At 56.5% G+C, this 25,208-nt stretch carries 29 protein-coding genes and 1 tRNA gene; 8 read left to right on the forward strand and 22 right to left on the reverse strand.

What is annotated here, in order from left to right; translation table 11 throughout:
* Positions 1-3 precede the first annotated feature (3 nt).
* The 3 genes from FE795_RS06540 to loiP form a co-directional block, all read right to left on the reverse strand.
* Positions 4-474, reverse strand: coding sequence for a GNAT family N-acetyltransferase (locus FE795_RS06540; RefSeq protein ID WP_059317847.1), 471 nt, complete (start codon positions 472-474; stop codon positions 4-6).
* Positions 471-872, reverse strand: a complete 402-nt coding sequence (locus tag FE795_RS06545; RefSeq protein WP_003801617.1) for a YchJ family protein — start codon at positions 870-872, stop codon at positions 471-473. The genes FE795_RS06540 and FE795_RS06545 overlap by 4 nt, the downstream gene beginning before the upstream one ends.
* 160 nt (positions 873-1,032) lie before the next feature.
* Positions 1,033-1,791, reverse strand: a complete 759-nt coding sequence (loiP, locus tag FE795_RS06550; protein WP_039943293.1) for a metalloprotease LoiP — start codon at positions 1,789-1,791, stop codon at positions 1,033-1,035.
* A 290-nt stretch (positions 1,792-2,081) separates the two neighbouring features.
* Between loiP and FE795_RS06555 the strand changes: the two genes are divergently transcribed.
* Both FE795_RS06555 and FE795_RS06560 read left to right on the forward strand, forming a co-directional pair.
* A complete protein-coding gene (locus FE795_RS06555; protein ID WP_003801612.1) occupies positions 2,082-2,567 on the forward strand; it encodes an SgcJ/EcaC family oxidoreductase in 486 nt (161 codons plus the stop codon).
* 277 nt (positions 2,568-2,844) lie between these two features.
* Positions 2,845-3,075, forward strand: coding sequence for a hypothetical protein (locus tag FE795_RS06560; protein ID WP_157784345.1), 231 nt, complete (start codon positions 2,845-2,847; stop codon positions 3,073-3,075).
* Positions 3,076-3,283: 208 nt separating this feature from the next.
* Here FE795_RS06560 and FE795_RS06565 read toward each other — a convergent pair.
* Positions 3,284-3,362, reverse strand: a tRNA-Ile gene (locus FE795_RS06565).
* A 788-nt stretch (positions 3,363-4,150) separates the two neighbouring features.
* Between FE795_RS06565 and FE795_RS06570 the strand changes: the two genes are divergently transcribed.
* Positions 4,151-4,417, forward strand: coding sequence for a hypothetical protein (locus FE795_RS06570; protein WP_100214838.1), 267 nt, complete (start codon positions 4,151-4,153; stop codon positions 4,415-4,417).
* 143 nt (positions 4,418-4,560) lie between these two features.
* Here FE795_RS06570 and FE795_RS06575 read toward each other — a convergent pair whose 3' ends face one another.
* Positions 4,561-5,091: a P-loop NTPase family protein gene (locus FE795_RS06575; protein ID WP_219235896.1), complete on the reverse strand. Its 531-nt coding sequence runs from the start codon at positions 5,089-5,091 to the stop codon at positions 4,561-4,563.
* A gap of 138 nt (positions 5,092-5,229) precedes the next feature.
* Here FE795_RS06575 and FE795_RS06580 point away from each other — a divergent pair, with 138 nt between their 5' ends.
* Complete coding sequence (locus tag FE795_RS06580) at positions 5,230-5,577, forward strand: DMT family protein (protein ID WP_100214837.1); 348 nt, start codon at positions 5,230-5,232, stop codon at positions 5,575-5,577.
* Between the two features lie 328 nt (positions 5,578-5,905).
* On the opposite strand, the gene FE795_RS06585 is transcribed toward FE795_RS06580, so the two are convergent.
* Together FE795_RS06585 and FE795_RS06590 are read right to left on the reverse strand one after the other, a co-directional pair.
* Positions 5,906-6,721, reverse strand: coding sequence for an META and DUF4377 domain-containing protein (locus FE795_RS06585; RefSeq protein ID WP_003801574.1), 816 nt, complete (start codon positions 6,719-6,721; stop codon positions 5,906-5,908).
* 106 nt (positions 6,722-6,827) lie between these two features.
* Positions 6,828-7,535, reverse strand: a complete 708-nt coding sequence (locus FE795_RS06590; protein WP_039943287.1) for a tellurite resistance TerB family protein — start codon at positions 7,533-7,535, stop codon at positions 6,828-6,830.
* 210 nt (positions 7,536-7,745) lie between these two features.
* Between FE795_RS06590 and FE795_RS06595 the strand changes: the two genes are divergently transcribed.
* Positions 7,746-8,897 carry an ABC transporter substrate-binding protein gene (locus FE795_RS06595; protein ID WP_003801571.1) on the forward strand — a complete coding sequence of 384 codons (1,152 nt, stop codon included), beginning with the start codon at positions 7,746-7,748 and terminating at the stop codon, positions 8,895-8,897.
* Between the two features lie 78 nt (positions 8,898-8,975).
* On the opposite strand, the gene FE795_RS06600 is transcribed toward FE795_RS06595, so the two are convergent.
* The 4 genes from FE795_RS06600 to FE795_RS06615 all read right to left on the reverse strand — a co-directional run bounded on the left by FE795_RS06600 (position 8,976) and on the right by FE795_RS06615 (position 12,222).
* Positions 8,976-9,242, reverse strand: coding sequence for a DUF3892 domain-containing protein (locus tag FE795_RS06600; protein ID WP_221081945.1), 267 nt, complete (start codon positions 9,240-9,242; stop codon positions 8,976-8,978).
* An 87-nt stretch (positions 9,243-9,329) separates the two neighbouring features.
* Positions 9,330-9,986: a 3'-5' exonuclease gene (locus FE795_RS06605; RefSeq protein WP_003801567.1), complete on the reverse strand. Its 657-nt coding sequence runs from the start codon at positions 9,984-9,986 to the stop codon at positions 9,330-9,332.
* A 342-nt stretch (positions 9,987-10,328) separates the two neighbouring features.
* Entirely contained in the window at positions 10,329-11,777 is a 1,449-nt protein-coding gene (locus FE795_RS06610; RefSeq protein ID WP_230406284.1) for a GGDEF domain-containing protein, read from the reverse strand.
* Between the two features lie 178 nt (positions 11,778-11,955).
* On the reverse strand, positions 11,956-12,222 hold the full coding sequence (locus FE795_RS06615) for a hypothetical protein (protein ID WP_003801561.1): 267 nt from the start codon (positions 12,220-12,222) through the stop codon (positions 11,956-11,958).
* A gap of 553 nt (positions 12,223-12,775) precedes the next feature.
* Between FE795_RS06615 and FE795_RS06620 the strand changes: the two genes are divergently transcribed.
* A complete protein-coding gene (locus tag FE795_RS06620; RefSeq protein ID WP_100214826.1) occupies positions 12,776-13,645 on the forward strand; it encodes an MOSC domain-containing protein in 870 nt (289 codons plus the stop codon).
* 42 nt (positions 13,646-13,687) lie between these two features.
* Here the strand turns inward: FE795_RS06620 and FE795_RS06625 are convergent, their stop codons facing one another.
* Positions 13,688-14,146: an Lrp/AsnC family transcriptional regulator gene (locus FE795_RS06625; RefSeq protein ID WP_039943352.1), complete on the reverse strand. Its 459-nt coding sequence runs from the start codon at positions 14,144-14,146 to the stop codon at positions 13,688-13,690.
* Between the two features lie 149 nt (positions 14,147-14,295).
* On the opposite strand from FE795_RS06625, the gene metC reads away from it, so the two are divergent.
* Positions 14,296-15,519 (forward strand): cystathionine beta-lyase, encoded by a 1,224-nt coding sequence (gene metC, locus FE795_RS06630; protein WP_219235900.1) that lies wholly within the window; start codon positions 14,296-14,298, stop codon positions 15,517-15,519.
* Here metC and FE795_RS06635 read toward each other — a convergent pair.
* From FE795_RS06635 to FE795_RS06650, 4 genes are all read right to left on the reverse strand, one after another.
* Positions 15,499-15,972, reverse strand: a complete 474-nt coding sequence (locus tag FE795_RS06635) for a hypothetical protein (protein ID WP_003801553.1) — start codon at positions 15,970-15,972, stop codon at positions 15,499-15,501. The genes metC and FE795_RS06635 overlap by 21 nt on opposite strands.
* A 155-nt stretch (positions 15,973-16,127) precedes the next feature.
* On the reverse strand, positions 16,128-16,541 hold the full coding sequence (locus FE795_RS06640) for an NUDIX hydrolase (RefSeq protein ID WP_003801551.1): 414 nt from the start codon (positions 16,539-16,541) through the stop codon (positions 16,128-16,130).
* A 44-nt stretch (positions 16,542-16,585) separates the two neighbouring features.
* A complete protein-coding gene (locus FE795_RS06645) occupies positions 16,586-16,975 on the reverse strand; it encodes a YbaN family protein (RefSeq protein ID WP_039943286.1) in 390 nt (129 codons plus the stop codon).
* A gap of 3 nt (positions 16,976-16,978) precedes the next feature.
* On the reverse strand, positions 16,979-17,569 hold the full coding sequence (locus FE795_RS06650; RefSeq protein ID WP_003801546.1) for a peroxidase-related enzyme: 591 nt from the start codon (positions 17,567-17,569) through the stop codon (positions 16,979-16,981).
* Between the two features lie 177 nt (positions 17,570-17,746).
* Between FE795_RS06650 and argG the strand changes: the two genes are divergently transcribed.
* Positions 17,747-19,081 (forward strand): argininosuccinate synthase, encoded by a 1,335-nt coding sequence (gene argG / locus FE795_RS06655; RefSeq protein WP_003801544.1) that lies wholly within the window; start codon positions 17,747-17,749, stop codon positions 19,079-19,081.
* A gap of 263 nt (positions 19,082-19,344) precedes the next feature.
* Here argG and FE795_RS06660 read toward each other — a convergent pair whose 3' ends face one another.
* The 6 genes from FE795_RS06660 to FE795_RS06685 form a co-directional block, all read right to left on the reverse strand.
* Positions 19,345-20,178 carry a phosphodiesterase gene (locus tag FE795_RS06660; RefSeq protein WP_003801540.1) on the reverse strand — a complete coding sequence of 278 codons (834 nt, stop codon included), beginning with the start codon at positions 20,176-20,178 and terminating at the stop codon, positions 19,345-19,347.
* Between the two features lie 89 nt (positions 20,179-20,267).
* On the reverse strand, positions 20,268-21,332 hold the full coding sequence (locus FE795_RS06665; protein WP_059317776.1) for an ABC transporter ATP-binding protein: 1,065 nt from the start codon (positions 21,330-21,332) through the stop codon (positions 20,268-20,270).
* Positions 21,322-22,122: an ABC transporter permease gene (locus FE795_RS06670; protein WP_131071902.1), complete on the reverse strand. Its 801-nt coding sequence runs from the start codon at positions 22,120-22,122 to the stop codon at positions 21,322-21,324. The genes FE795_RS06665 and FE795_RS06670 overlap by 11 nt, the downstream gene beginning before the upstream one ends.
* 19 nt (positions 22,123-22,141) lie before the next feature.
* A complete protein-coding gene (locus FE795_RS06675; protein ID WP_003801534.1) occupies positions 22,142-22,948 on the reverse strand; it encodes an ABC transporter permease in 807 nt (268 codons plus the stop codon).
* Positions 22,949-22,970: 22 nt separating this feature from the next.
* Positions 22,971-23,978 (reverse strand): ABC transporter substrate-binding protein, encoded by a 1,008-nt coding sequence (locus FE795_RS06680; RefSeq protein ID WP_407927746.1) that lies wholly within the window; start codon positions 23,976-23,978, stop codon positions 22,971-22,973.
* 105 nt (positions 23,979-24,083) lie between these two features.
* Positions 24,084-25,148 (reverse strand): LacI family DNA-binding transcriptional regulator, encoded by a 1,065-nt coding sequence (locus FE795_RS06685; RefSeq protein ID WP_219235904.1) that lies wholly within the window; start codon positions 25,146-25,148, stop codon positions 24,084-24,086.
* Between the last annotated feature and the right edge of the window lie 60 nt (positions 25,149-25,208).

A 25,208-nucleotide genomic window follows, 5' to 3' on the forward strand; every position in this document is an offset into this window, starting at 1 on the left:
TCTTTATTTCAAGGCAAGGCTCAGGATCAGACGGTCCTTGTGCTGCAAACCATCCTCAAAAAGAGCCTCGTCGTAATAGCGTAGGAAGTAATCAGGTTCTACCGCCACGACCCGAAAGCCGGCGCGCTGATAGAAAAACAGCGGATACCCGATGGTCCCAGTGGCAACAGTGAGCGTATGGGCACCCTGAGCACGTACATAATCAATGACAGTCGATAACAGTTGCGCACCCAGACCCCGGCCCTGATGCGACGGCGCTACCGCGATATTCATCAACTCCCAGCTCTGAGCATTCTGGGGCTGCACAATGGCGGCCGCAGCCGTGTGCTCCTGATCGTCGATACGCCAGGCATGGGGTGTGTGTCGATATGTCTCGATCAGACGCGGGCTGGGGTCGGCGTGCAAGAGCAACGACAGGGGCAGGCTGGACCCGTGTACCTGCTGTGGGTGGCCCGGCTTGCGGGACGGGTTCATGAGAACTCACCGTCCACGTAAAACCATTGCCCCTGCTCCAGCACAAAGCGGCTGACCTCGTGCAGACGGTTAGCCCGTCCGTGCAGCCGATTGCGGGCGACAAACTCCACAAGAGCGTGCGTGTCGGAAATGCGCTCATGACGGCGCACTTCCAGCCCCAGCCATTGCAAACCTTCCGCATTGGGCTCAAGCGAGTGCGGGCGGGTGGAACTATGCCAAGTGGCCAGCAGGTAGTCCAGGTCGTCGCGTACGAAAGCGCTGTAACGCGAGCGCATCAAAGCAGCGGCATCCGGGGCTTGCAAATAGAGAGGGCCTTGGTGCCAGGGACCACAGCAGGTTTCGTAGGGTTTGGGGTTGCCGCAAGGGCAGGTGTTTTTCGAAAAGGAAGTCTTTTTCAAGGGCGTTACTGCCAAGATCGAACAATGGCACAAGCATACCTGAAAGCAGCGGTGGCTTTAGAGCAATGGCAGCGACCAAACGTAACGGAGCCCGGTATCAAAAAACCCGCCCGCAAAAGCGGACGGGTCAGGGCGAGATGTCAGATCACCTTAAAGCGGCTTATTGGGCTGCGTCAATACGCTGCTGCATACGTTGGGCACGCTCCTTGGAGCCAGGGTGAGAGCTCATGACGCTGCTTTGTCCGCCGTCCAGGGCAGCCAGTTTTTCAAATGCCGTCACCAGCCCTTGGGTCTTGAGCTGGCGCTCGCTGAGCAGTTCAAACGAGTAGTCGTCTGCATCGGACTCTTGCGATTGGGAAAACTGTGCGTTCAGAAAAGCTTCAGACAGCTCGCCCAGCTGGCTGGCGTTCAATTGAGTCACCAAGGTGTTGCCTGTGGCGGCGGCCGCATCACGAGCCGCGGACAGGCTGTAGGCTGTTTGCATGGCTTTCTTGCTGTGGCCCAGTTCCACGTGGCCCATTTCGTGGCCGATGACGCCGCGCAGTTCATCGTCATTCATTTGGTCCATCAGACCCGCGTAGACGCGGATGCAGCCATTGGCCATGGCCCATGCGTTGACTTCCTGGGTCTGGTAGACCTTGAAGCTCGGGGTTTGGCCATTTAACGGTTTCGTCAGCGGCTTGACGACACGTTGCAGGCGCTGGTTGTACTTGCTGTTGGCACTGGCCACTTTATGTTCAGCGTCCATTTGTTGGCAAGATTGATCAGACAAGGCGATCACTTCCTGATCGGACAGACTGAATGCCTGCACGGCCTTGCTGCCAGCGCCTACCATGCCGCCCATGTCCATGGTTTGGCAGCCCGCTGTCAGACCAGCGAGGGCCAGCATTGCGGCCAATGTTCCGATACGAGACATCATCAACTTCCCCTTCTGTTTATGCAAAGAGACGGAATTTTAATGATGAGGTGGCTAAGGAGTGGCTTATAAAACAATATTTAACATTGTTCCGGGTGTGCTTACACAAAGGAAAGGAGACGCTGAAACGTACCCGGCAGGCTGATGTGATGCCGGCCACGGGGATCGGCCTGACCATGACAGGCCTTGACCTCCTTGAGTTTCGGCGAGCCAGATCCGAGTGAATTTAAACGCTGCCTATCAGGGGGCAGTGCTACTATCAAACTCACAAAAACGACAGGGAGGACAAGTAAATGAGTAAAAAAATCATAGTCTTACTAGGGGTTGTGGCACTGACGGCCTGTACGACTCAACCCCGTCAGGAGCGGCATGCGGCTGTCCAGACCAGTGAACGTTGCGCGCCGATTGACGAGGCCAGTGTTGCCGCCTTGTTTGAGCGCTGGAACACGTCGCTGCAAACCGGCCAGCCCGAGGAAGTGCTTGAGAATTACGCAGAGCGTTCGATTTTGCTGCCAACTTTGTCTGGGGTGAACCGTATCAGCCGCGCAGAGAAAGAAGACTATTTTGAGCATTTCTTGGCCGCTCGACCGCAGGGTAAGGTCACCGAAAGGCAAATTACCTTGGGCTGCAACATGGCCGTGGATTCGGGCTCCTATACCTTCCATATGGGAAATAGCGGCGAGGACGTCAAAGCGCGCTACACCTATACCTACCAATGGGATGGCAAGCAGTGGTTAATTGTCAGTCACCATTCCTCGTTGGTGCCAAGGGATAAATAAGGCTTTTATGAGGTTTTCAGTGCCTCCGGCCAGGGCCGGAATGGGCGCTGAACCAGATGGGAGCGGGGTTTGAAGGAGCACTGGGTGCCAAGCCCGGCAGGTAGTGGTGCGAGAATATCGGGGCCTGAGCCTGTGGGGCCTGCATACCGACGACGTTACCCTGTTTTTCATGAACGCAGTCTGAATGAAAATCTCAGAACAGGTTCAGATAGTGGTGCTCATAATAAGGCCAGGCTTGTATGAACAAGCCTGACTTTCCTACTCAAGGAGCTTTATCATGAAACGCTCGACATTGATTTGTACTGCACTGATAAGCGTGACGGGTGCCTTGGCCGGTACAAGCGCAATGGCCCAAAAGCCAGCGCCCATGCCCCATGCCCCCGCCCATACTGCCACGACGACGGCCCCCAAGGCCAAAGCTCCGGAGGCTCCCAAGGCGACCGCGGCTCGTGCCGCTCATAAACCCACCAGCCACACGCCTGCCAAACACACGAAACCTACTCGATGAGCACGTCATCTGGCGCCGTTCTGACAGAACCCGTGCCGCGTTCACGTTTCCTATGGGTCAGGCCTTGCCTGGCCCCTTTTTTTGTCCAGAGCGAGCGAGTACCAACAAAAAAGCCCGCGCGATGGCGGGCTACCGGCGAGGGCGTCAAATTTTCCCCCACTATTATTTTGCGCGAGATTCCAAATTCTCATGAAACCCGCAAGTTATTTGGTGCCCCCCCCGTGAGTCGAACACGGCACCAACGGATTATGAGTCCGCTGCTCTAACCAAGCATGAGCTAGAGGGGCAACAAGTCCGCAATTATTACATAAAGTCCTTGTTTGTGCCTAGCGTGGCCAGTTGTCGAGCCGGACTTTCAACTGTTTGTAAAATGAACAGTATTTTCTCGCGATTGGTAGCACCTTGTTGTCGATCCTTGTAGCACAATGAGCGCGTCTTTCACCCGGGGAAATAAAATTATGAGAACCCTTCTTGTGGCCGTGACCTTGACGGCTATTTTATCTGCCTGTGCCGTCTATACGCCCAGAGGCTCTGTCATTGTCGATCCCGATGGCTATGGCGGCTATGGACAACGTCACTGCCCGCCTGGCCAAGCGAAAAAAGGCAATTGCTAGTAAACGGTGCCGCGTTTGCTGCGCTATTTGCGCTGATATCGTTTGCTGCCCGTGCTGGTTTCGCAATAGTGTCCGCCTCGCGGTCCTGTGCAATAAGTCTGGCTGGAGCAGGGGCAACTGCTGGTGGAGCGCAGGGTTTGAGGGGCGGGCCTGGTGTTGCTTGCTGCAGTACCTGTGTACGCTGGGCAAGACCGTTTGCTGGCGCTGGCTGAGCCATCGCGACAAACAAAGACTTCCCCTTCGCAATGAGAAATGCCGCCTTTTTTTCCCGAACAAGGGGTGTTTCTTGCCTGCGTATCAAGAGGGAGTAGGGTCAGGATCAGGCACAAGAATAGCCACTTCATACTTGTCTCTCGCTGGAAGTCCGTTTTTTGCCCTGGCAATGGCGGTTGGCAGGACACGGATACAGTAATGATTGTTATGCTCTGCGATAAAGCAGATTTTTATTCATGGATGAGCTCATGCGAATCTTAATGCTTGTTCCCGCATTTTTGTTGGCCGCTTGCCAAAGTGCCGTACCCACTGAGAAGGTGGGCAGTTACGCCTGGCTGGAAAAGGTGGATCGTCAACTGGCCGTGTCCGATGGCCAGGGACATGGGCCGGATTACGCCTCGCAGGAATGGTGCAATGTAGTCCATTTCCGTTTGTATGGCCAGATAGCTGAAACCCCCGTGCCGTGTGATCAGGCATGGATGGAGCAGGTCGATCAGCAGTTGAAAAAACGCTAGGCCCTTTATGGGCTTACAAGTAGGGTGGCGAAATGCAAACCCATGCTCTGTCTGTGCTTTGTCTGGCCCTCTCTCCCCCGCCTTAACCCGATTGCTAGCTTGGGTCATCCATCGTGTGCTCGAATCGAAGTGATGTCATCTCCTTAACGCTCCAAGCCGTTAGCCTGATAAAACAAGCTCAGTTCGCGCGGGTTGCGCAGCCTGACTTTAGCTAAACTGCTTTTCTCGAAAACAGTCAGGTATTTATGGCGATTGGGCGGGGTGACAATGGCGATGTGTCGGATCATGTCCCATTTCAGACGGTCTTTGCTACCTGGCAGCGCACCCTGTCGTTTACGTTCCAACAGGGTGCGCCGAAAATAGCGCAGCAAACTAGCTGCCGTGGATATTTCCAGCACGATAAAACCGGTGGCCCGTTCCAGACGAGGGGCTAGGTAGCGTGTGTAATTGCCGTCCATCACCCATTGTTCCCGCGCAATTGCGGCAGCATGTAAGGCGGCAAATTCAGCGTCGGGTCGCGGTACCCAGTCCGTGTGCGGCAGGTGGTAGAGCGGATCCAGGTGGATGGCGGGAAGTGCAAGCTTGCGTTCGATGGCTTTAGCCAGGGTGGATTTGCCGCTATTGGAGGGGCCCAATATGCAGATGCGCGGGCCCAGTTGTTCAAGAGAAAGCATGGTGCAAAAAAAGAGTAGGTTGAACAAAAGTCTTTCGGCTTGCGAATAGGGCTGCCTGATTATCCCCATATCCGCTGTCTGAATGTGACGCTACACTGCTGGGGTCGCGGCACCGGCCGTTTTTACTTTTTTGTGTCCATCATGGCTAAGATCCTTCCTATCTTGATGTTGGTCGTCTCCAATGTGTTCATGACGATTGCCTGGTATGGGCATTTGAAGTATCCCAACAGCCCCCTGCTTAAAGTGGTGCTGATCAGTTGGGGCATTGCCCTGGTGGAGTACTGCCTGGCAGTACCGGCTAATCGTTTAGGACACACCGTCTATAGCGCAGCCCAGTTAAAGACCATGCAGGAGGTGATTACCTTGCTGGTCTTTGTCGTGTTTTCGGTGCTGTATCTCAAAGAGAGCTTCACACTCAACCATCTGCTGGGCTTTACGTTGATTGGTGCGGGGGCATTTTTTATTTTTTACGGACCCTTGAAGTAGCCCATAGGGGGCGTGTCTGTGGCATAAAAAAAAGCCTCGCATGATGCAAGGCCCCAAACCGGATAAATAGGGAGGTGAAAAATGTTATCCGGTCATTCCATACTACGGACGGGCGGGGGCGCTGACTAGGTTCAAAGCATAGCAGTGAGTAACTATTTGTGGCTCATGCGCATAACGTTGTCAGACCCAGGGGAATGGGTCTGGGTCTAAGCATGCCGCTCCATCACAAGTTCCGAAGCTGCCTCAACAATAAACCCCAAGGCCGAAGCAAACTCCAGCCTTGGGGCAGGTGAACCGATTTCTGGCTCGTTCAGTCGGGGCGAGCCCCTTACTGGCTGACTTGCTCAGACTCCACGACCATGTCCAGCACGTCGGCCTTGGATGAGGCGTCGGCGGGCACATTCTTTAGTTCATACCGATTGATGCGCAGTACGTTACGCACGCCAGGGGTATGGGTGTAGCCTTCGATATCACCGTAGTAATACATCCATTCACCGGTATGGGTTTTGACGCCTGCATCGTTATATTGAATTTCTCGTACTTTCAGGCACTGATAGTTTGGCATCATGGGGTGTGAACATGCCTCGCGCTGAGCCGCCACTTCCAGAAACACGCGGGTGGGTTCGCTGCCGTAACGGGTGGAAGCTGTCGGTTCACCCTTCAGGCGCCATTTGGTACCGTCCTTGAAGTTCAGGGTCAGAACGGGGGCGGGGTTGTCCGGGGCGGAATCCGCCTTGGCCATGCTCCAATCTGTTGCCGTCGGAAGCAGTTTGCCCACGGCCTGCTCATTGCGCATCAGCTCGGGGTCTGAACACATTTTCATCGTGCTCACGGGCGAGGTAAACGTGATCTTGGAGCCCTTGATGGTGTAGCCGCTACCCAGAACATTGCACAGATTGTCTACTGACATCATGTTGTCGGTGAAATTCAGGGTAACTGGCTCTCCGTTTGCACCCGTTATGCCAGGGGCTTGCTGGCCACTTTTGTCGGCGGTCGCAAACAGGCGCCAGTGGTAAGCCTGTAAAGAGTTTTCTTTGTCCATCTGGCGCTCGGAAGGGGCGGTATTGCTGCTGTTTGGAGCCGCACAGGCGGCCAGACCCATTAAGGCCAGTGAACCAATCGTCAACTTGAGGGTTTTTGTCATGGGTGGTTTCCTTGATGAGTCATTGGGCTACCGGATGGGGTAGCCCTGGGTTGAAAATAGGCAGTCAGGGTGGGAGTGGCCGGATCGGTCAGTCCCCGCTGCCGGTTCAAGATTGAGGCAAAGCCTGTATCTGATTATCGAGACTTTCGCGCAAGGAATCTGGCAAGGATAGTAAACGTGCCAGCTCGTCCAGATAGGCGCGTTCCATATAGCTTTGTTCATCAATCACCAGAGCGCTGGTCAGATAAATTTCGGCCGACATCTCGGGGGTCTGAGCCAATTGGGCAATGGCCTGAGGATCGACAGGTTTGTGCAGTTCTTGCGAGAACCAGTGACGGGCCTGCTCGGGGGCGGGCATCTTGTTGATCTCTGCATCGATCAGTTCACGCTCGGCATCACCAATATGACCATCTGCCTTGGCAGCGGACACCAGGGCGGCCAGGATGACCATGGCGTGCGTGTCGGCTTGCCCAGTGGCTGCCACTGGTAGCGGCGCGGCCGGAACAGCTTGCACTGGCGCGGGTGTCGCTTGCTTACCCGCATTCTGTTCCTGCCAGTTTTGATAGACTTTGACGGCCAGCGCGCCCAGCGCGGCTGCTCCCCCATAGGCAGCCATGGAGCCGCCCATTTTGCGGAATTTTTTGTTGCCCAGCAGTACGCCCAGAACGCCGCCAACTACGGCGCCGCCGCCAAAACCGCTGGCCTGCTCACTCAGTTTTTTCCCCAGTCCGGAAGAATTCAACTGACCTTGGCCCTGTTTCAGCGCGCCTTGGCCGCTTTGCAGAATTTGTTGCAACATTTGCTGTAGTGACATGGATTCGCTCTATCAGAGGTAAACAGTAGCTTCGTTATAAACTACTTTATTAGGTAAGCCCGCGTACAATTGTAAGCAGACCTGCCGAAGAAGATGCCCTAAGAGGACACGTGCGGCACGGAGAATTTGCTATCGTATGTCCAGATCAATCCATATAGGCGCGGGCGCGCCGATATCAAGGGGGGAAGGGCTTAACTCGCTCTGCATATTATGAAACTGACACGCACTGTCTTTGCTTTATCCGTTGCGCTGGCTGCCCTGGCCGCTCCGGCCCATTCCCAAGTCAAAATCGGCGTTATCGCTTCGGCGACCGGGCCGACGGCGGTCGTCGGTTTGCCACAGCGCAATACGGTTCCTTTGCTGCCGACCAAGATGGGGGATCTGACGGTGGAGTACATCTCCATGGATGATGCCAGTGATCCGAATCAAACGGTGACCTTGTTCAAGAAAATGATCTCCGAGGACAAGATCGATGCCTTGATTGGGCCGACAGGCTCGCCCAATGCCATGGGGCTGATTCAGTTTGCGGCCGATTCGGGCACGCCGGTATTGGCCCCGGTGGGTGCGGCCTCGGTGGTGCTGCCCATGACCGAGCAGAAAAAGTGGATTTTCAAGACCACGCAAAATGATGACATCATTGCGCAGGCCCTGGTCAAGCATATGGTCGACAATGGTGTGAAGACCGCAGGTTTTCTGGGTTTCAACGATGCGTATGGCGAGAGCTGGCTGACGGTGTTCAAAGAGCTGGCCGAGGCGAACAATATCGACATTGTGGCGACCGAACGTTATGTGCGCTCGGACACGTCGGTCACCGGCCAGGCCTTGAAGATTTACGCGGCCAAACCGGATGCGGTGCTGGTTGCAGGTACGGGTGCTGCGGCGGTGTTGCCCCAGGTGACCCTGGTCAAACAGGGTTACAAAGGGCAGATTTATCAAACACACGGGGCTGCTTTACCGGCTTTTCTGAGTCTGGGCGGCGAACAGGTGGAGGGGACGATTCTGGCAGCCAGCCTGATGCTGGTCTTGCCAGAGATTGCGGACAGCAATCCAGCCAAACCCATTGCGCAGGACTATATCCAGCGTTATACCGAACGCTACGGTCAGGCTCCTGCTACCTTTGGCGCCAATGTGTATGACGCGGGTCTGTTGCTGGAGAAGGCGGTTCCGGTTGCTGCTGCCAAGGCCAAGCCCGGCACCCCCGAGTTTCGTTCCGCTTTGCGTGATGCTCTGGAGCAAACGCGTGATCTGATCGCTACGCAAGGTGTCTATACGATGACGCCTGAAGATCACAGTGGCTTTGACGAGCGTGGGCGTGAGCTGATTACGGTGCGTGACGGCCAGTGGCGTTTGCTCAAGCCCTAAGAAACAAGCCTTACGATGAAAAAACGCGGCTCGGGCCGCGTTTTTTCTGGTTAAAGACTGCAGAACAAGCCAGCCTGTTCAAGTCGCTTGGTTGGGCAGGCTGAGCAAAATGTGAGGCTCTTCAACTTCCAGCTCTGTTTTCAGGTACTTGGAACCAAAACGGCTAAGCGCCACGATCAGTTTGGCGGGAATGCCATCCAGCAAAATGTAGTAGTCCTGCTGGCCTTGCTCGATATGTCGGACAACCTCGGGTTGTGAGTGTTGCCAGCCTGCGCCTCCAAGATGGGTGATTCGTTCGTAAGGGTCCCGACGCATATCTTTCGTGACGTATGCAACCTCGATCATTTGCCACCTCATGAAGTTCTTGTTGGGACCTTCATCATTGGGCATATGCCGGTTGGCAGCCATTAGGGATTTTACGAAGCTTAAGACTTAGACTTTCAAGGCCTTGATTAAATAGGGGTCCAGATCCGGCTGGCGCAGCAGCCAGTTTTTATAGTCTTGTGGCACATCGGCAATGGCCATGCCCTTGTGCTTGCCAAAGTGCAGTGTGGTCGGGATACGAGCGTGTTCAGAGAGCTGCCATAACTGCTCCCAAGTATGAATATTCTGGGTCAGGCCCAACAGATGCTGCAGAAGCGACAGACAATTGCGCACATCTGCCAATGCACTGTGCGCATGACGCAGACGCTCACGCGCGTTGGCGCGGTCAATATGATAGATCAGGGCAGATTGGCTGTAGCTGTCCAGTCCTGGTATCAAGTGACGGGCCAGGGCCAGCGTGCAAATGCGCTTGACCGCCGGGTAAGCGGCCACACCCCAGTCATAATCGACGTTATGACCAATAATGTATTGGGTGTCGGCAGGCAGCTTGAACTCGGTATGAGAAGGGCAGTCTTGTAGCTCTTCGTCGTAAATGTGGTGCGTGGCCAGAGCGCCCAGAGTATTGGGCTCATCGGGTCGGTAGCGTTGTTCGAACTCTTCGTTGACCAGCAAGAAGACAGGGTCGCTCAAACGCAGCCAGGCCGCCTCAATCACTTGAGGTTTGGCGGAGCCGGTGGTTTCAGTATCAAACAGCAGGGCAGACATACGCAATCGCTAACAGACAAAGCTGTCATGGTAGTGCATGTGTTCTGCTTTGCCTATACAGGTTTGAGCCGGAAGCCTTCGGGAATGCCCCAGCGGTTGGTGCGCAACAGCCAGTGAGTCTGACAGCTCAGGCAACGGTACTGGGTTTCGTGCGCCCCGTCGGCAGAAGGGGGGTGCTGACCGAGTAAGCGCAAATCAGCGTGCGCTTGGCTGGTGCTTACTCCGTGCGGCAAGGTCAAACACGCCTGGCACAAAGGTGAGGCATAAACTGACGCCATATTACCGCTCCCTGATGGTTTGTTTCGTTTTGACACATCAGTATCGGTTTGCTTACGGGTAACGTCAAGTCCCTGTTTGGGGTTCGGGAAACGGGTAGGAAAAGCTCTGGTCCCGGCCCGCCCGTTTAGCCTCATACAGGGCTTTGTCGGCTTGGCGAAGCAGGGCATGCAGATCCAGGGTGGAAGGCTCCAGAGTGGCAACCCCCAGGCTGGCGGTCATGGTCAGTTGCTGCTGATTGTCCAGAGAAAACGGCAGCAAGGCGATGCTTTTGCGGACTCGCTCGGCCACGGTATGCGCTTGAGCGGCCCCGCAGTCTGGCAGCAAAATGCCGAACTCCTCACCTCCTAGCCGCCCGCATAAGTCGGTATCGCGCAACGCCAAGGAAATGCGTTGCGTAATGGCGCTCAGGGCCAGATCGCCGACATGATGGCCATGCGTGTCGTTAATGGGCTTGAAGTGGTCGATATCCAGAACAATGACGCTGACGGGGATATGTTTCAGGCGGCATTGGGTCAATGCATCCTGGCTTTGCTGGTAAAAAGCCTGTTTGTTGAGCAGACCTGTCAGGGCATCGCGGTGCGCCAGTCGCTGGAGTTTCTCCACCGCCAGATTGCGTGCCGACATCAGGCTGGCGCAGGTAATGCAGGCCAGGGCAATAGAAGCGATTCCAATCCGCAAGGACAACAAATCCAGCGATGTGTGTAACTGGCTGGGCAGAAAGTACACCGGCGGGTTCAGGGCGAAAAGTGTCCAGAGTACGTAAAACAAGGTCAGTAGCGTGGTGGAAAAGAGCGAATAGCTCAACGCGCACCACAATAAAGGCAGAACGGGAAAGGCCATTGAGCCTGGGCCGTCAATCAGCAGGCTCAATAAGCTGGTCAGCAGTAACAATAAAGCGGGTGCCAACTGAGCCAGGCTTGTCAGGTGAGGTTCATTCCAATATTCCAGAAAACGGCGTAGGGGACGGGAAGGGGCCGTTAGAATGACCGGAAGGATCGCCGCGTAGGAAATCATGCCCGTCAGCATCCAGGACAAAATGGCCAGTGACAAAGGCTGGGAGGTATGCAGATACAAGGCAAGGCCGCCTAGCAAGGCCGACACCACGCAAGCCAGACTGCAGTAGGCAGCCAGGGTCAACATGGCCTGGGGGCGACGCAAAGATAGATCCAGCAAAGGGTTGTGCGTGATGAGCCAATAAGCCAGGCCCAAGCCGCTGGCGTCGGCCACGGTCAGTAATAGGGCGATAGGCAAGGGGTTGCCGGCAATCAGTTCGGCACACAGGTAGGCCACTACCACAATGGTCCAGTTAAGAACCTGCCGCCCCCAATCCGGGCGTCGAAGAAACAGCCCCAGAAGCACCGCTTCGGCTGGCCAGAAAATGGTCAGAGCGTCGTAATGGCGCAAGCGGGTACCCAGCAGGGTCAAGACCAAGACCAGGCTGAATAGAAGAAAACGAGAGAGAAAGGAGTGGCGCCGGGATGGGCGCAAGCAGAACGCCTGCTTTGGGTTCATATCCGTTGCCATAGGAGCGCCTGCTCGTCGTGGACGCTTTACAGCGTCGGATAAGTTTCAAGCCGCTACTATTTTAGGATGAAAGCGGAAATGTTTATTTCAAATTGTAATTATATGTTCTTAAATGAAATTAATGCGGGGTATTCCGCTTACCCCGCATTATCTGGCACACATCGCTTTAGTTCAAGGCGGGCATAGGATGACGAGGCGCCACGTGATGCACGTCCTGCAAACGGAAGCGGAACCGCACATTCGCATCCTGACTGTGAGCATCGGCCGTGTAGGTCGTGCAGCCATGTACGGGTGAACTGAAGATCACCGTGCCGGCCATGCGCGGGCCGTTTTTGGGTTGTAGATAAACCGTATCGCCAATGCGAATATCGGTTTTGTTCAGGGCAATATGCTCAGGACGCGAGATCAAGCCAGTTGGATAGATATTTTTCATGTTTTTTTCCTTATCGTGTGGCGTCATTACATCGTTTTTTTATTGAGATTTGATGACACCATGATGGACCGGACTCCACACGGAGACCAGGCCATTACTATTTCAATGTAGATCTTTGCTGACTGGACGACAAATGCACCAGACAAACAAGCTCTGTTGTGGCATGGACAGCGCCTTATTCGTTTGCCAAGCAAATGGACGCAGCGAGACCGCTACGATGCAAAAAATAAGTCTGGATGTGGCTGTCGTCGCCGTAGTGAATGAATACCCGCATGTTTGGGGGACATGCCAAAAGGTCAGCAGGACCTAAGTAGATGGGTACATTCCAAAAAAATTTGACCGCATATTTTTAATCTAATGGATGTGTTGCTGCGATCTGTCGTCTATTAAGACATGATTCGATGGCTTTGTCAAGATATAAAGCGGCAAAGTTATCGGAGGGCGATGTTTCTGACCCACGTCGTGGGGAGTGCTTGTCTTGGTATTTGGGGCTGCCTGTTCTGGCTGATCTAGAATGGATTCCTTGTCTTTTTGCCTTTTGTTGTCGCGACTCATGATTACCATTACCGGTTTGTTTACTCATCCCATCAAGTCCTGCGCAGCCCAGGCGCACCCGCAGGGGGTGCTGGCGAGTGTGGCAGGCCTGGCTTACGACCGAGAGTGGGTGGTGGTCGATCAGCAAGGCGTATTCATGACCCAGCGCCGCTGGCCCCGAATGGCTTTGATTCGCCCTGTTGTGCAGGATGGGCGAATCACCGTCCAGGCGCCCGGTATGGAAACCTTGTCCTGGTCTCTGGACGCGCCGGTCGGCGAGAACGTCGCCGTGTCGGTGCGTATCTGGAGCTCGGACACCTTGGGCCGGGATGAGGGCGACTTGGTCGCACACTGGTTCAGTGATTTTTTGCAAACCCCGTGTCGGGTGCTGCGCAGGCATAGCCGGGCCCGTCGTCATGTCTTGACCGAACGTGTGCGTCCCTGGGAAGAAAAGTCACAGGGCTGGCGTTCAATCGGCGATCAGCAACAGGGTTTTGGCTTTGCGGATGCACTGCCTTTCTTGTTTATCAATGAAGCGTCCGTGGAAGAATTGAATCGTCTGGTGCAGCAGTCCGGTGAGCAGGCCGTGCCCGTCGATCGTTTCCGTGCCAATGTGGTTTTCAAGGGTCTGCCTGCCTACGAGGAAGATTATGTCCTTGGCCTGAGCAGCGAAGGATTAAGTTTTGCCTTCGTTCGCCAATGTACTCGTTGCCCTATGCCTAACGTGAATCAGCTCACCGCCGAGATCGGCACGCAGCCAGGCCTGGCCTTGGCGCAAAGTCGCCAGTTTGCACAAGGTACCTTGTTCGGCATGCAGGCCATGCTGGTCGAGTCACCCGCTCAGAGGCTAACGATTGGTCAGACCCTGGATGTGGAATACAGTTTTTAGGGCGCTGGCGGGCTTGAGTGCCTGAGGGGCGGGCAAGAGGCTTCAGGCATAGTCCAGGGGCAGGCGTGTCGTGAACTTGATTTGCTCCATGGCAAAGCTGGAGCTGACATCGGTCAGCTCAATTTCCGAGATCAGGCGCTGGTAAACACGATCAAAACTCTTGATGTCCGGTACAACGACGCGTAGTAAATAATCGGTATCGCCGCTCATGCGATAGAACTCCACGATCTGAGGAATGGCCTCGACCACGGCGGAAAACTGGCTGTACCACTGCTTGTTGTGCTGATTCGTTTTGATGGCCACAAATACCGTGACACCCACATTCAGCTTTTCCGGGCTGAGCAGCGCCACTCGCTTTTCGATATAGCCATCTTGCTCCAACCGTTGTATGCGACGCCAGCATGGGGTGCTGGACAAACCGACACGATCGGCAATGTCCTGGATGGGCGAAGTGGCGTCGTTTTGCAGTATTTCCAGGATGTGCTTGTCGAACTTATCCAGCATAAGAAAAAATTCCCAATAAAAAGGATGGATGAGGATTTTTATTCTATTTATTCTCCCTATCCTAGGGTGAAAAGGCAATAATTGCCTGCCTGCTCTTGCGTAGACTGTTTCCATTCATCTCTTGTGAACAGGACCAGGAAAACAGCATGCAGGATTGCGATTATCAAAATACCCGTTTGACGCATATGGGTCGGGACAGCCGTGTGTCAGGCGGCTTTGTCAATGTACCCATTTGCCGGGGGTCGACCATTTTGGCCGACAATCTGGAGCAATGGACACAGCGCAAAGAGCCTGAAAACCCGTACGCCTCTTATGGTCGTTTCACCAACCCCACCTTGCAGACCCTGACACAGGCCGTGGCCGAGCTGGAAGGGGGATTTCAGGCCAGCGTGTTTCCTTCCGGTCTGGCTGCTTGTACCCACACCTTGCTGGGCATGCTGGAAGTGGGTGACCATTTGCTCTTGCCTGATTCGATTTATGGTCCGATGCGCACGTTTGCGCAGCAGGTGCTGGCTGGCCGGATGCGTATTCAGGTTCAGTTTTACGAGCCCTGCATCGGAGAGGGGATCGCCAGTCTGATTCGTCCCAACACCAAGGTCGTGTATGTGGAGTCCCCGGGTTCTGCCACTTTTGAAATCCAGGATATCCCCGCTATCGCGCGTTGCGCGCATGCAGCCGGGGCCTATGTATTGCTGGACAACACGTGGGCCACACCGTTGTTTTTCCAAGCTTTTGAGCACGGTGTGGATGTGTCCATACAGGCCGCCACCAAGTATTTGACCGGGCATTCGGATGCCTTGCTGGGGGTTGCGACTGCCAATGAGCGGGCTTGGCCTTTGCTGCGCCGTGCGGCACATGATTTTGGCCAGACAGCGGGGCCGGATGATGCCTTTTTGGCGTTGCGAGGCTTGCGCACCTTAGGCGTGCGCCTGCGTCAGCATCAGGCCAGCGCCTTGCAGATTGCGCGTTTTCTTGAACATCATCCGCAGGTGCGTCAGGTATTGCATCCCGCACTGGAATCGCACCCCGGGCATGCTATCTGGAAGCGGGACTTCACCGGCGCAACTGGCCTGTTCGGCGTGGTGCTCGAGCCCTTGAGCCACGAGCAGCTCTCACGCTTTTTTAAAGCCTTGCAACTGTTCGGTATTGGCCTGTCCTGGGGCGGCTTTGAAAGTCTGGCTTTGCCCATCGATATGCCCAAACGCAACGGGCGTGCCTTGTTTGGCGAAGGACAACTGCTGCGTTTGCATGTCGGGCTGGAGGAGCCCGGGCACTTACAGCAGGATCTGGCGCAGGCACTGGACGCGGCCTATGCGGTGGAAACGTCCGAAAACTCCGTAGGCTTGCGCTTAGTTGCCCAGCAGGCTTAATTGCTGGTTTTCTTGCCGGGCGATCAGGCGGCGTGTCTGCTCCTCGCTGATATCCAGGCTGGGGTCATCCAAGGATGGCTGCGCCGGGCTGGAGATGCGTTCTGCAATCCGGTTCCAGCGCAAACCCAGTTTGCTGGGCTTGGCAGGACGGCGACGACTGCGAGGAGCGGTTTCGTGTTGGTCCGGTGAGTATTGGGTGAGATCAAACTGGCCGGTCACAATCCCCACTTGCTTGAGCAAGACCATGGCTTGCAGGGGGCTTTTGAAGCTGCGTGGATCTTTACTGCGGGCGGTGACCAGCACCGCCTGTCCGGCACGCGTGGCTACCTGTACAAAAAAATGATTGCCTTGTCCTTTGATGGACACACCCAAAATTCCCCCTGCCTGCGTGGCGGCACGCAGTTGCTGAAGGGTAAAGGTGACGATTGCGCCTTGACAGGGCAAAGAGGACATAAATTAGCGCTCAATAAAAAAAGCCCGCCGTGGCGGGCTGGCCGGGCAAATAGCTGCGTCCCCCAAGAGGAGACTCAAGGGCGACATTATGCCAAAAAATAGTCGGCTCGTGGTTTGTGCCGCGCAAGAGAGCTCGCCTCAGACCCAGTCACCTCTCAGGCGCTTGCCGGAGCGCACAGGCGCGGCAAAATGTGATTGGCCAGCAAGGGGGCGAGGGTCAGAGAACGGATTTCTTGAGGGCTGACCCAGCGGGCTTCCTCCAGTTCGGCTGCCGCCTGGATGTCGCGCTCTACTGATAGCGTAAACACATGGGCATGAACCATATGGCCGGGCTCGTTGGCGGCGGGACTTTCAAAGTACGCCTCATAGCGGGCCTGCGCGGTTTCCTGTGCTGTCAGCCCAAGCTCTTCCTCCAGTTCACGCTGCAAGGCTTGTAAAGGCGTCTCACCAGCCTCCAGCTTGCCACCCGCCTGCATGTAATAGGCGCTGCCACGTTTGCGGACCAGCAGGATTTGTCCGGCAGGATTGGTGATATAGGCCGCGGCCAGCAAGATGACAGGAGGAGACATGGAATCTTCAAGCAAAAAAGGAAGCCAGGATCGGTTCAAGCAGGCTATTTTTGCACAGGGCCTGAAGACGTGTCATCCAGGGTTTTGCTGCGGAGCAGATAACGGGTGGCAAAAATGCCGGGAATCAGCAAACCCAGACGGTACCAGCCCAAGTGGCTGGTCAACCACGCGGACACTGCCAGCGACAGCCACAAGATGATCAATGCTCGACGCTTGGCCTGGCGTGTCAGCCCCTGGCCGTTCTCCCAGTTGCGCAGGTAAGGGCCAAGATGGCGCTGATTCAGCAGCCATTGGTGAAAACGTGGGGAGCTACGCGAAAAGCACCAGGCGGCCAGCAGGACAAATGGCGTGGTGGGCAGCAAAGGCAAAATAGCGCCGGCAATGGCCAGCGCCACACAAATCCACCCGGCGCACAACAGGGCGTAGCGCATCATTGTTTAGCGTGGGACACGGCCCAGCATATAAAACTCGTCATTGCAGCGCATGGACATGAAATTGGCCATGCGATTGCTCAAACCGAAAAAAGCACTGATGCCGGCAATGTCCCAGGCGTCTTCGTCGCTAAACCCGTGCTCGTGCAGCGCCTGGAAGTCGGCCTCGTCAATATCCTGGGCGTTTTGCGAGACTTTCAGAGCGAAAGCCAGCATTGCTTTTTGGCGAGCGCTAATGTCGGCCTTGCGCCAGTTGACGGCAACCTGGTCTGCCACCAGCGGGTTTTTGGCGCGGATACGTAAAATCGCGCCGTGGGCGATCACACAGTAATGGCATTGATTGGCCGCCGAGGTGGCCACCACAATCATTTCCCGATCAGCCTGGCTCAGGCCGCTGGGTTTTTCCATCAAGGCGTCATGATAGGCAAAAAAGGCACGGAACTCGTCAGGCCGATGAGCCAGGGCCAGAAACACATTGGGTATGAAGCCGGATTTTTCCTGCACTGCTTCAATACGGCTGCGAATATCGTCGGGCATTTCGGCCAGGGCAGGGACGGGGTAGCGGCTGATGGCAGCGTGAGCGGGTGTCTCGGGCATGGCAGGTCTCCAAGTAAAAAAGCGTGTTCTAGTTCATCGGGTAATTAAATCCAGCTACGCAAAGGTGTCCAGGGTCGGTCAAGGCGATATAATGACATATTGATCCGGCCGCGGGCAGGGCTCTTGTCGAGAGCCTGACAGGCGGAACTGTACTTGCACACCACTACTGACGCGATAATGACAACCATCCTTGAATCTCTTCCAGTCGGCCAGAAGGTCGGCATTGCCTTTTCCGGTGGCCTGGACACCAGCGCTGCCCTTTTGTGGATGCGCAATAAGGGCGCCATCCCTTACGCCTACACCGCCAATCTGGGTCAGCCCGACGAGCCCGATTACGATGCCATCCCTCGCAAGGCCAAGGAATACGGCGCCACCTTGGCCCGCTTGGTGGATTGCCGTCAGCAACTGGTGGCCGAAGGGATTGCCGCTTTGCAGTGCAACGCTTTTCATATCACCACGGGCGGTGTCACCTACTTCAACACCACGCCTATTGGCCGCGCTGTAACCGGTACCATGCTGGTGGCCGCCATGAAAGAGGACGATGTTCATATCTGGGGCGATGGCAGCACCTACAAGGGCAACGACATTGAGCGTTTCTACCGCTACGGTTTGTTGACCAACCCCGAACTGAAGATTTACAAACCTTGGCTAGACCAGACCTTTATTGATGAGCTGGGTGGCCGTGCCGAGATGTCCGAGTACATGCAGGAAAACGGTTTCGACTACAAGATGTCGGCCGAGAAAGCCTACTCCACCGATTCCAACATGCTGGGTGCCACGCATGAGGCCAAGGATCTGGAGTACCTGAATGCCGGCATCAATATCGTCAAACCCATTATGGGTGTCGCGTTCTGGCGTGACGATGTGGCCGTGCCTGCTGAACAAGTGCGTGTGCGCTTTGAGGAAGGTCAGCCTGTTGCTCTGAACGGTGTGGAATTCTCCGACCCTGTGGAACTGATGCTGGAAGCGAACCGCATCGGCGGCCGTCATGGTCTGGGCATGAGCGACCAGATCGAAAACCGCATCATCGAAGCCAAGAGCCGTGGCATTTACGAAGCCCCCGGCATGGCTTTGCTGCACATTGCTTACGAGCGTCTGGTAACGGGTATTCACAACGAAGACACCATTGAACAGTACCGCATCAACGGTCTGCGTTTGGGTCGTCTGCTGTACCAAGGCCGTTGGTTCGATCCACAAGCCATCATGCTGCGTGAAACCGCCCAGCGCTGGGTGGCTCGTGCGGTGACTGGCGAAGTGACGCTGGAACTGCGCCGCGGTAATGACTACTCCATCTTGGATACCGTCTCGCCTAACCTGACCTACAAGGCCGAGCGTCTGAGCATGGAAAAAGTGGATAGCATGTTCTCGCCACGCGACCGTATCGGTCAGTTGACCATGCGCAATCTGGACATCGTGGACACACGCGACAAGCTGTTCACCTACACACAAGCTGGCCTGTTGGCTCCTGCGGCCGGTTCGGCTGTGCCTCAGCTGAAAGACAGCAAGAAGTAAGACCTGCCTTGCAGATCGGGGTGTCTCTGAACGGAGCGCCCTGGTTTGAGGCAGCGCCAACAAAATACCCCAATCCCTGTTGGATCAGGCATTGGGGTATTTTTGTGCATGCGGCGAGTCCCGGTGTGTCTGGTAACGATCCTGTTTAAGCGTTTCAGCGTTTGCTGATCGCGCCGGGCCAATGGGTTGCATCTATCTATCCTCAACCGGGGTTGAGGGGGGCAGCAAGGCCGCGCTACCCAGAGAAAGTGCTGCGCAGCGAATCAGTCGATGAGTTTGCCACTGGGTTCATGGAAGGCGAAGGGGCCGTCGAACTGGCCCACCGTAGCGGTGTGAGTGACAATCTGCCCGTGGCTATCGAGGGCGTGGACAGCATAGCCCGACGGCTCCAGCGTCCAGGCAGAGGCGGCATCATCAGCCAGGTCCAGACACACCTGGTGCGCGACTGAAGGGGCCGTGCTGGCTATTGTTCCACCAAAACGGATCTGGATACTACGATGCAAATGCCCGCTGATGACCCGTTCGACCTGCGTGTGCTGACGAACAATCGCTTCCAGTTGCGCTGCGCCCTGCAGCAGGCCAATCCTGTCCATATGGCCGATCAGGGTGTTGAACGGCGGGTGGTGCAGGGCAATGACAGTGGGACGTGTAGCGTGCTTTGCCAGTTCAGCAGCCAGCCAATCCAGTTGCGCCTGATCCAGGCTGCCTGCGCTGGCTCCCGCGACGGCACTGTCCAGCGCCAGCAGTCTGAGCCCGCCGATATCGACGCCGTAGCAAACCGGCCCGGTTTTGCCCAAATACGTATGGTCGGGGAAGCTTTCCCGTAGTTGCTGCCGGTCATCATGATTGCCAGGCAGCAGGTAGACGGGAATCGAGTCCAGCGGCGCGAGCAATCTGCGCAGTTGCGCATATTCCCGGGCTCGCCCAAAGTCAGTCAGATCGCCTGTCAGCACGATGGCATCCGGTCTTTGAGGCAGCGCCAGAGCATGGTCGATGGCAGCCTGCAAATAGGGGGCGGTATTGAGTCGTCCGTAGGCCAGTCGGCCTTCTTCCCGTATATGCGGGTCGGTCATTTGAATCAGTAGGGTGTTGAGCATCGGTATCAGGTCGCGCTGTGCGCTCCGTGTTGTTATCAGGTGGGGGCCCAAGGGAACCAGGCCTGGGCTGACCGGAAGGTGTGACTGCCTCAGGACATCGGCACCGAGCCAGGTATCAGCGAGTCCGGGTTGAGCTGAATACCCACTGTGCTGCCGAGCACGGCGGCATGGTCACGATCTACCTCGGCAATCAGGGGAGCTTGTCCGGCGACCTCCAGGGTCAACTGGACCCGCCCGCCCATAAAACTGCGTTGCTGAACACGGGCCCGTGCCCAGCCAGCCGGTGCCTCCATGCACACACGGATGTCCTCTGGGCGTAATAGTAATTCCTGTGACCCGCGTAAAGCCTCGGGGCAGGGCAGGCGCAGGTCTGCCAGCCGCACATCGTTATGAAACAGGCTTTGTGCGTTACGTTGCAGGACGTTGACGCGCCCCAGGAAAGTGGCGACAAACGGATGGGCGGGATGCCGGTACAGGCTTTCTCCGTCGCCAATCTGAATAATGCGGCCTTCGTGCATGACGGCCAGCCGGTCAGCAATGGCAAAGGCTTCCTGTTGATCGTGGGTGACGTGAACGGCGGTAATGCGCAGGCGTCGCAGCAGCTCGGCCAGTTCATCGCGCAACGAGACTTTCAGCTTGGCATCCAGGGCAGCCAGGGGCTCGTCCAGGAGCAGGACACGGGGTTGATTGGCGATGGCGCGGGCGATCGCAACCCGTTGTCGCTGTCCACCGGACAGGGCAGAAGGCAGGCGTTTTTCCAGACCATTCAGGCGCATCAGATCGACCAGCTCGCCAACCCGTTGCTGGCGCTCCGCTAGGGCCATGCCCTTGATTTTCGGGCCATAGCCGATGTTCGCCTCAACCGTCATGGCCGGAAACAGGGCGTAATGTTGAAACACCATGCCGACTTCGCGTTTTTCAATCGGCAGATGGGTAACGTCCTGTCCGTCGAACAGGATGCGGCTACCGGCATCGGGCATTTCCAGACCGGCGATCAGCCGCAGCAAGGTGGTCTTGCCGCAGCCCGAGGGGCCCAGCAGCGCCATGACTTCACCCGGGGCGATATCCAGGGTGCTGGGGTGCAAACCCCGTGTGCCATCCGCATAGGTTTTGGCGCATTGTTCAATGCGCACGGGTACGTGTTTAGTTTCCATATTGTTTCTCCAGCAAGCGCGCCAGGGCTTGCAGTGCCCAGAGCACGGGCAAGATGACAAGCATAAAAATCAGCGTATAGGCCGAACCCACTTCGATGCGCATGGAGGCGTAGCTGTCGGCCAAGCCCACTGGCAAGGTACGTGTCAGGGGGGTGTGGAGCATCCAGGTCAGGTTGAACTCCCCCAGCGACAGGGTGAAAACCATCAGGCTGCCGGCGACAACGGCGGGCAAGATGGCGGGAAGTAAAATCCCGAAAAAGATTTGAGTGAAACTGGCCCCCAGGGATCGGGCTGCTTCCTCCAGATCAACCAGGCTGCGTTTTTGCAGGGCGGCGGTGGTAGTGCGCACCATAAACGGCAGGGTAAATACAATGTGACCGACCAGAATGAACCAGAAACTCTGGCGAAAGCCTTGCAGTGAACCGTAAGCCAGCAGCAGGGCAAGGGCGGAGGCCATGCCGGGCACGGCCACGGGCAAGGTCAGCAGCTCCTCGAAACTGCGAGCCAGGCGGGAGCGGCTACGGGCCAGTGCATAGGCGCAAGGCAGTCCCAGTACGATGGCCGCCAGGACACAGAGCAGGGCCAGTTGCAGCGATAGCCAGACCGTACCGCCGTAGTTTGCCCAGACTTGTTCGAGCCATTTCAGCGTTAGGCCGCTTTTCAGACCGATGCGGTAGTTGTTGACCAGTCCTGCCATGACCGAAACCAGGATGGGGCCCAGCAGGAACAGGATGGTCAGGCCGGTAAGCGCCAGGAGCAGGGGAGCGGGCCGCTGAGGATGGGATAGCATTTTTGTGCTCATGATGTCCTCACACCACCACCGCGGGGTCGCGCACCACGCGCCGGGCCAGCCACAAGGTAAACCATGTCAGCAGCCCCAACGATATGGACAAGCTGGCAGCCAAGGTGAAATTCGCATAGTTGGTAAATTCGTTGTAGATCGTGATGGGCAAGACTTCGTAGCGGCTGGACAAGGTGAAGGCCGTCCCGAAGGCACCCATGGAAGTGGCAAATACGATGGCGCCGCAGGACAGCGACGTTGGCGCCAGCTCCGGTATCCAGACGTCCCGGGCAATATCCCAGCGTGTGGCACCACAGGAGCGGGCCGCTTCCTCCAGATTGCGGTCTATGGATTGGGCCGCGGCGGTGTAGGTGGCAATGGCGCGAGGCAGGGAAAAGTACAGATAAGCCAGAAACAGACCCAGCAGGCTATAGGCAAACGTGATCCGCCCCAACCCCAGATCCTGGGTGATCTGGGCCAGCAGCCCCTGGCGACCACCCAGCAAGATGATGAAAAAACCCACGATGACGCCGGGAAAAGAGAGGGGAAGCGTCATCAAGGCGAGCAGCAGGCGTTTGGCAGGCACGCGGTGGCGGGCCATCACGATGCCAACGATGGCGCCGAGCACCAAGGTGGCCAGGGTCACCAGAGCGGACAGGAGCAGCGTTTGCAGCAGGGCCTGCAAGTACCGTCCCGATGTCAACACGACCCAGTAGGTGTCTATGCCTTCCTGAGCGGGCAATGCCAGAAGCTGTATCGCCGGCAACAGCCAGAACGCGGCAAAAAAAGCGACGGCAGGTGCCGAGCACAGGGGCAGCAGGTAGGTGGCTTGCATACGCTAACTCCGTCTGGACCGCTTAGCGGACCTCAGCCAGGTAACGCTCAGCAAAAGGCTTCTGACCTTGTGCCATGCGTGCGTAGTTAACGGCCTTGGCGCGCGCGTAGTCGCTGTCAGGCAGGAAGCGTGACTGTGCCTGCTCGCTGATGGCACTGCTGCGAATCGGGCGCAGGAAGGCATTGGCCCAGATAGCCTGGCCTTGCTCGGAGAGCACGAAATCCAGTACTTTGCGTCCCTGTTCGGCATGTGGGGCGTTCTTGACCAGCGACATGACGTACGGCACCACAATCGTGCCTTCCTGGGGAATGACGAATGCTACATCTTCCCCGTCTTTATATTGTGCGCGGTAGGCGCTGAAATCATAGTCCAGCAAGATGGGGATCTCGCCGGAAATCAGGCGAGCATAAGCGGTTTGCTTGGGGACGATGGGATTGTTCTGTTGCAGGGCCTTGAACCAGTTGATGGCGGGGTCAAAGTTGTCCATATTGCCGCCCAGGGCCTCGTTGATCGCAACGGCGCCGACATAGCCCACGAAGGCAGAGGAAGGGTCCAGATAGCCCACCAGACCTTTGTATTCTTGCTTGAGCAGATCGTTCCAGGACGTGGGCACTGGTACATCGCCCAAGGCCGATTTATTGACCATGATGCCCATGGTGCCCGAATGAATCGCGAACCAATGCCCTTGCGGATCTTTCAATCCTTCCGGAATCTGTTCCCAGCCTTCGGGTTTATAGGCTTGGGTCACGCCGTCTTTCTGGGCCTGGATGGCAAAGGTGATGCCCAGATACGTGACGTCAGCGACCGGATTGGCGGATTCGGCCAGTAGTTGAGCCAGTGACTGGCCGGAGTTCTTGTTATCGGGCGGCACGGTAATGCCGGTATGTTGCTTGATGGCTTCGATCTGGCTGGCCCAATCGGCCCATTCAGGGGGACAGTTGTAGCAAATGGCGGTCTGCGCGGCGACTGCGCTTCCCATTGTCATCAGGGCCAGGGGCAGTGCCACGCGGCAAGCCAATGTGCTCAGCATATGTTTCATGGTTGATCACTCCAGTTAGTAAGTGGTGTCAGGCAAAAGCCGGGAATGGCTTGAACGCAGGGGTGGTGGGAAAGAGTCCCACAGAGGAAAGGGGCCTCATCCTGTATGGGCCCTTGGTGAGCAAGGGGCAGGGGCGCAGGACTCGCCCCGGTCGAAGGTGTAGGGCAGCAGAACCGAGGCCTGCGCGGAAACTGTTTTTTGCTGGGCCACTGCCTCCAGCAGCAGGCCGATGCATTGGCGACCAATTTCTTCATTGGGCTGTGCGATGGTGGCCGGACGCGGAAACAGTTCAGCCCCTAGCGCAATGCCATCAAAGCCGATCACGCTGATATCGTTGGGAACCTGCAGGCCAATCTGTTGCGCTGTGCGCAGACAGCGAATGGCAATCAGATCATTGGAGCCAATCAAGGCCGTGGGACGTTCGGGCTGGCGCAAAAGTCGGGCGACGCTGGCAAGATGCACACCGTCAGAATGTGGCGTTTGCTCCTCTTCGCCCTGATCCATGAACGGCACTTCCAGCAGTGGCATGGGCGCCAGACCCGCCTTGTCCATTCCTTTTAGATAGCCATGGCTGCGTTGCTGGGCGCGATCAGACACATGCAGATGACCGCTTACCATGGCAATGCGGCGATGGCCCAGTGTGGCCAGATGGTGGATCAATTCAATCATGGCCTGCTCGCCGTTGACGGTGACGCAAGGATGCTCGGGGTGCTGGTTGTAAGCCAGTACGTAGGGACAGCGAGTCTTGCCCAGTCGCACTAAAGCAGGGGAATGAGCCGGGTTGGAGACCACCAGCACAATGCCTTCCACATTGCTGGCCAGGAGCAAGGCGACTGCCTGGGATTCACGTTCAAGGTGGTAGTCGGTAAAGAAGGGCAAGATGGCATAGCCGCCGCGGGCTGCCGTATCGGCGATGCCTTTCAAACACTCGGCAAAAACGGGGTTGAGCAAGGTAGGCAAGACGACGCCGATGACCCGACTGCGTTGGCTGCGCAGACTGCGTGCCGAGGCATTGGGCTCATACCCCAGCGCGTCGATCGCGGCTTGCACGCGAAGGCGGGTCTTTTCGCCCACCTTTTCTGGCTCATTGAGCACGCGCGATACCGTGGCAACCGATACCTGGGCTGCTCTGGCGACATCCAGTATTCCTACATTGGCCATGACACCCAGCCGTCAAAATGAAAACGATTACATTTGAGCAAAGGCATATGTCAGGCAAAT

The organism is Alcaligenes ammonioxydans, from assembly GCF_019343455.1.
Taxonomy (GTDB): Bacteria; Pseudomonadota; Gammaproteobacteria; order Burkholderiales; family Burkholderiaceae_B; genus Alcaligenes; species Alcaligenes ammonioxydans.

Coding starts and splice junctions, on each gene's coding strand:
- FE795_RS06610 (WP_230406284.1), bottom strand. CDS start 11,777: ATGAACCCAAAGCAGGCGTTCTGCTTGCGCCCATCCCGGCGCCACTCC.
- FE795_RS06635 (WP_003801553.1), bottom strand. CDS start 15,972: ATGTCCTCTTTGCCCTGTCAAGGCGCAATCGTCACCTTTACCCTTCAG.
- argG (WP_003801544.1), top strand. CDS start 17,747: ATGACAACCATCCTTGAATCTCTTCCAGTCGGCCAGAAGGTCGGCATT.
- FE795_RS06540 (WP_059317847.1), bottom strand. CDS start 474: ATGAACCCGTCCCGCAAGCCGGGCCACCCACAGCAGGTACACGGGTCC.
- FE795_RS06590 (WP_039943287.1), bottom strand. CDS start 7,535: ATGTCACTACAGCAAATGTTGCAACAAATTCTGCAAAGCGGCCAAGGC.
- FE795_RS06595 (WP_003801571.1), top strand. CDS start 7,746: ATGAAACTGACACGCACTGTCTTTGCTTTATCCGTTGCGCTGGCTGCC.
- FE795_RS06585 (WP_003801574.1), bottom strand. CDS start 6,721: ATGACAAAAACCCTCAAGTTGACGATTGGTTCACTGGCCTTAATGGGT.
- FE795_RS06660 (WP_003801540.1), bottom strand. CDS start 20,178: ATGCTCAACACCCTACTGATTCAAATGACCGACCCGCATATACGGGAA.
- FE795_RS06605 (WP_003801567.1), bottom strand. CDS start 9,986: ATGTCTGCCCTGCTGTTTGATACTGAAACCACCGGCTCCGCCAAACCT.
- FE795_RS06600 (WP_221081945.1), bottom strand. CDS start 9,242: ATGATCGAGGTTGCATACGTCACGAAAGATATGCGTCGGGACCCTTAC.
- FE795_RS06670 (WP_131071902.1), bottom strand. CDS start 22,122: ATGCTATCCCATCCTCAGCGGCCCGCTCCCCTGCTCCTGGCGCTTACC.
- metC (WP_219235900.1), top strand. CDS start 14,296: ATGCAGGATTGCGATTATCAAAATACCCGTTTGACGCATATGGGTCGG.
- loiP (WP_039943293.1), bottom strand. CDS start 1,791: ATGATGTCTCGTATCGGAACATTGGCCGCAATGCTGGCCCTCGCTGGT.
- FE795_RS06575 (WP_219235896.1), bottom strand. CDS start 5,091: ATGCTTTCTCTTGAACAACTGGGCCCGCGCATCTGCATATTGGGCCCC.
- FE795_RS06570 (WP_100214838.1), top strand. CDS start 4,151: ATGCGAATCTTAATGCTTGTTCCCGCATTTTTGTTGGCCGCTTGCCAA.
- FE795_RS06665 (WP_059317776.1), bottom strand. CDS start 21,332: ATGGAAACTAAACACGTACCCGTGCGCATTGAACAATGCGCCAAAACC.
- FE795_RS06650 (WP_003801546.1), bottom strand. CDS start 17,569: ATGCCCGAGACACCCGCTCACGCTGCCATCAGCCGCTACCCCGTCCCT.
- FE795_RS06645 (WP_039943286.1), bottom strand. CDS start 16,975: ATGATGCGCTACGCCCTGTTGTGCGCCGGGTGGATTTGTGTGGCGCTG.
- FE795_RS06620 (WP_100214826.1), top strand. CDS start 12,776: ATGATTACCATTACCGGTTTGTTTACTCATCCCATCAAGTCCTGCGCA.
- FE795_RS06680 (WP_407927746.1), bottom strand. CDS start 23,978: ATGCTGAGCACATTGGCTTGCCGCGTGGCACTGCCCCTGGCCCTGATG.
- FE795_RS06615 (WP_003801561.1), bottom strand. CDS start 12,222: ATGAAAAATATCTATCCAACTGGCTTGATCTCGCGTCCTGAGCATATT.
- FE795_RS06560 (WP_157784345.1), top strand. CDS start 2,845: ATGAAACGCTCGACATTGATTTGTACTGCACTGATAAGCGTGACGGGT.
- FE795_RS06675 (WP_003801534.1), bottom strand. CDS start 22,948: ATGCAAGCCACCTACCTGCTGCCCCTGTGCTCGGCACCTGCCGTCGCT.
- FE795_RS06640 (WP_003801551.1), bottom strand. CDS start 16,541: ATGTCTCCTCCTGTCATCTTGCTGGCCGCGGCCTATATCACCAATCCT.
- FE795_RS06685 (WP_219235904.1), bottom strand. CDS start 25,148: ATGGCCAATGTAGGAATACTGGATGTCGCCAGAGCAGCCCAGGTATCG.
- FE795_RS06555 (WP_003801612.1), top strand. CDS start 2,082: ATGAGTAAAAAAATCATAGTCTTACTAGGGGTTGTGGCACTGACGGCC.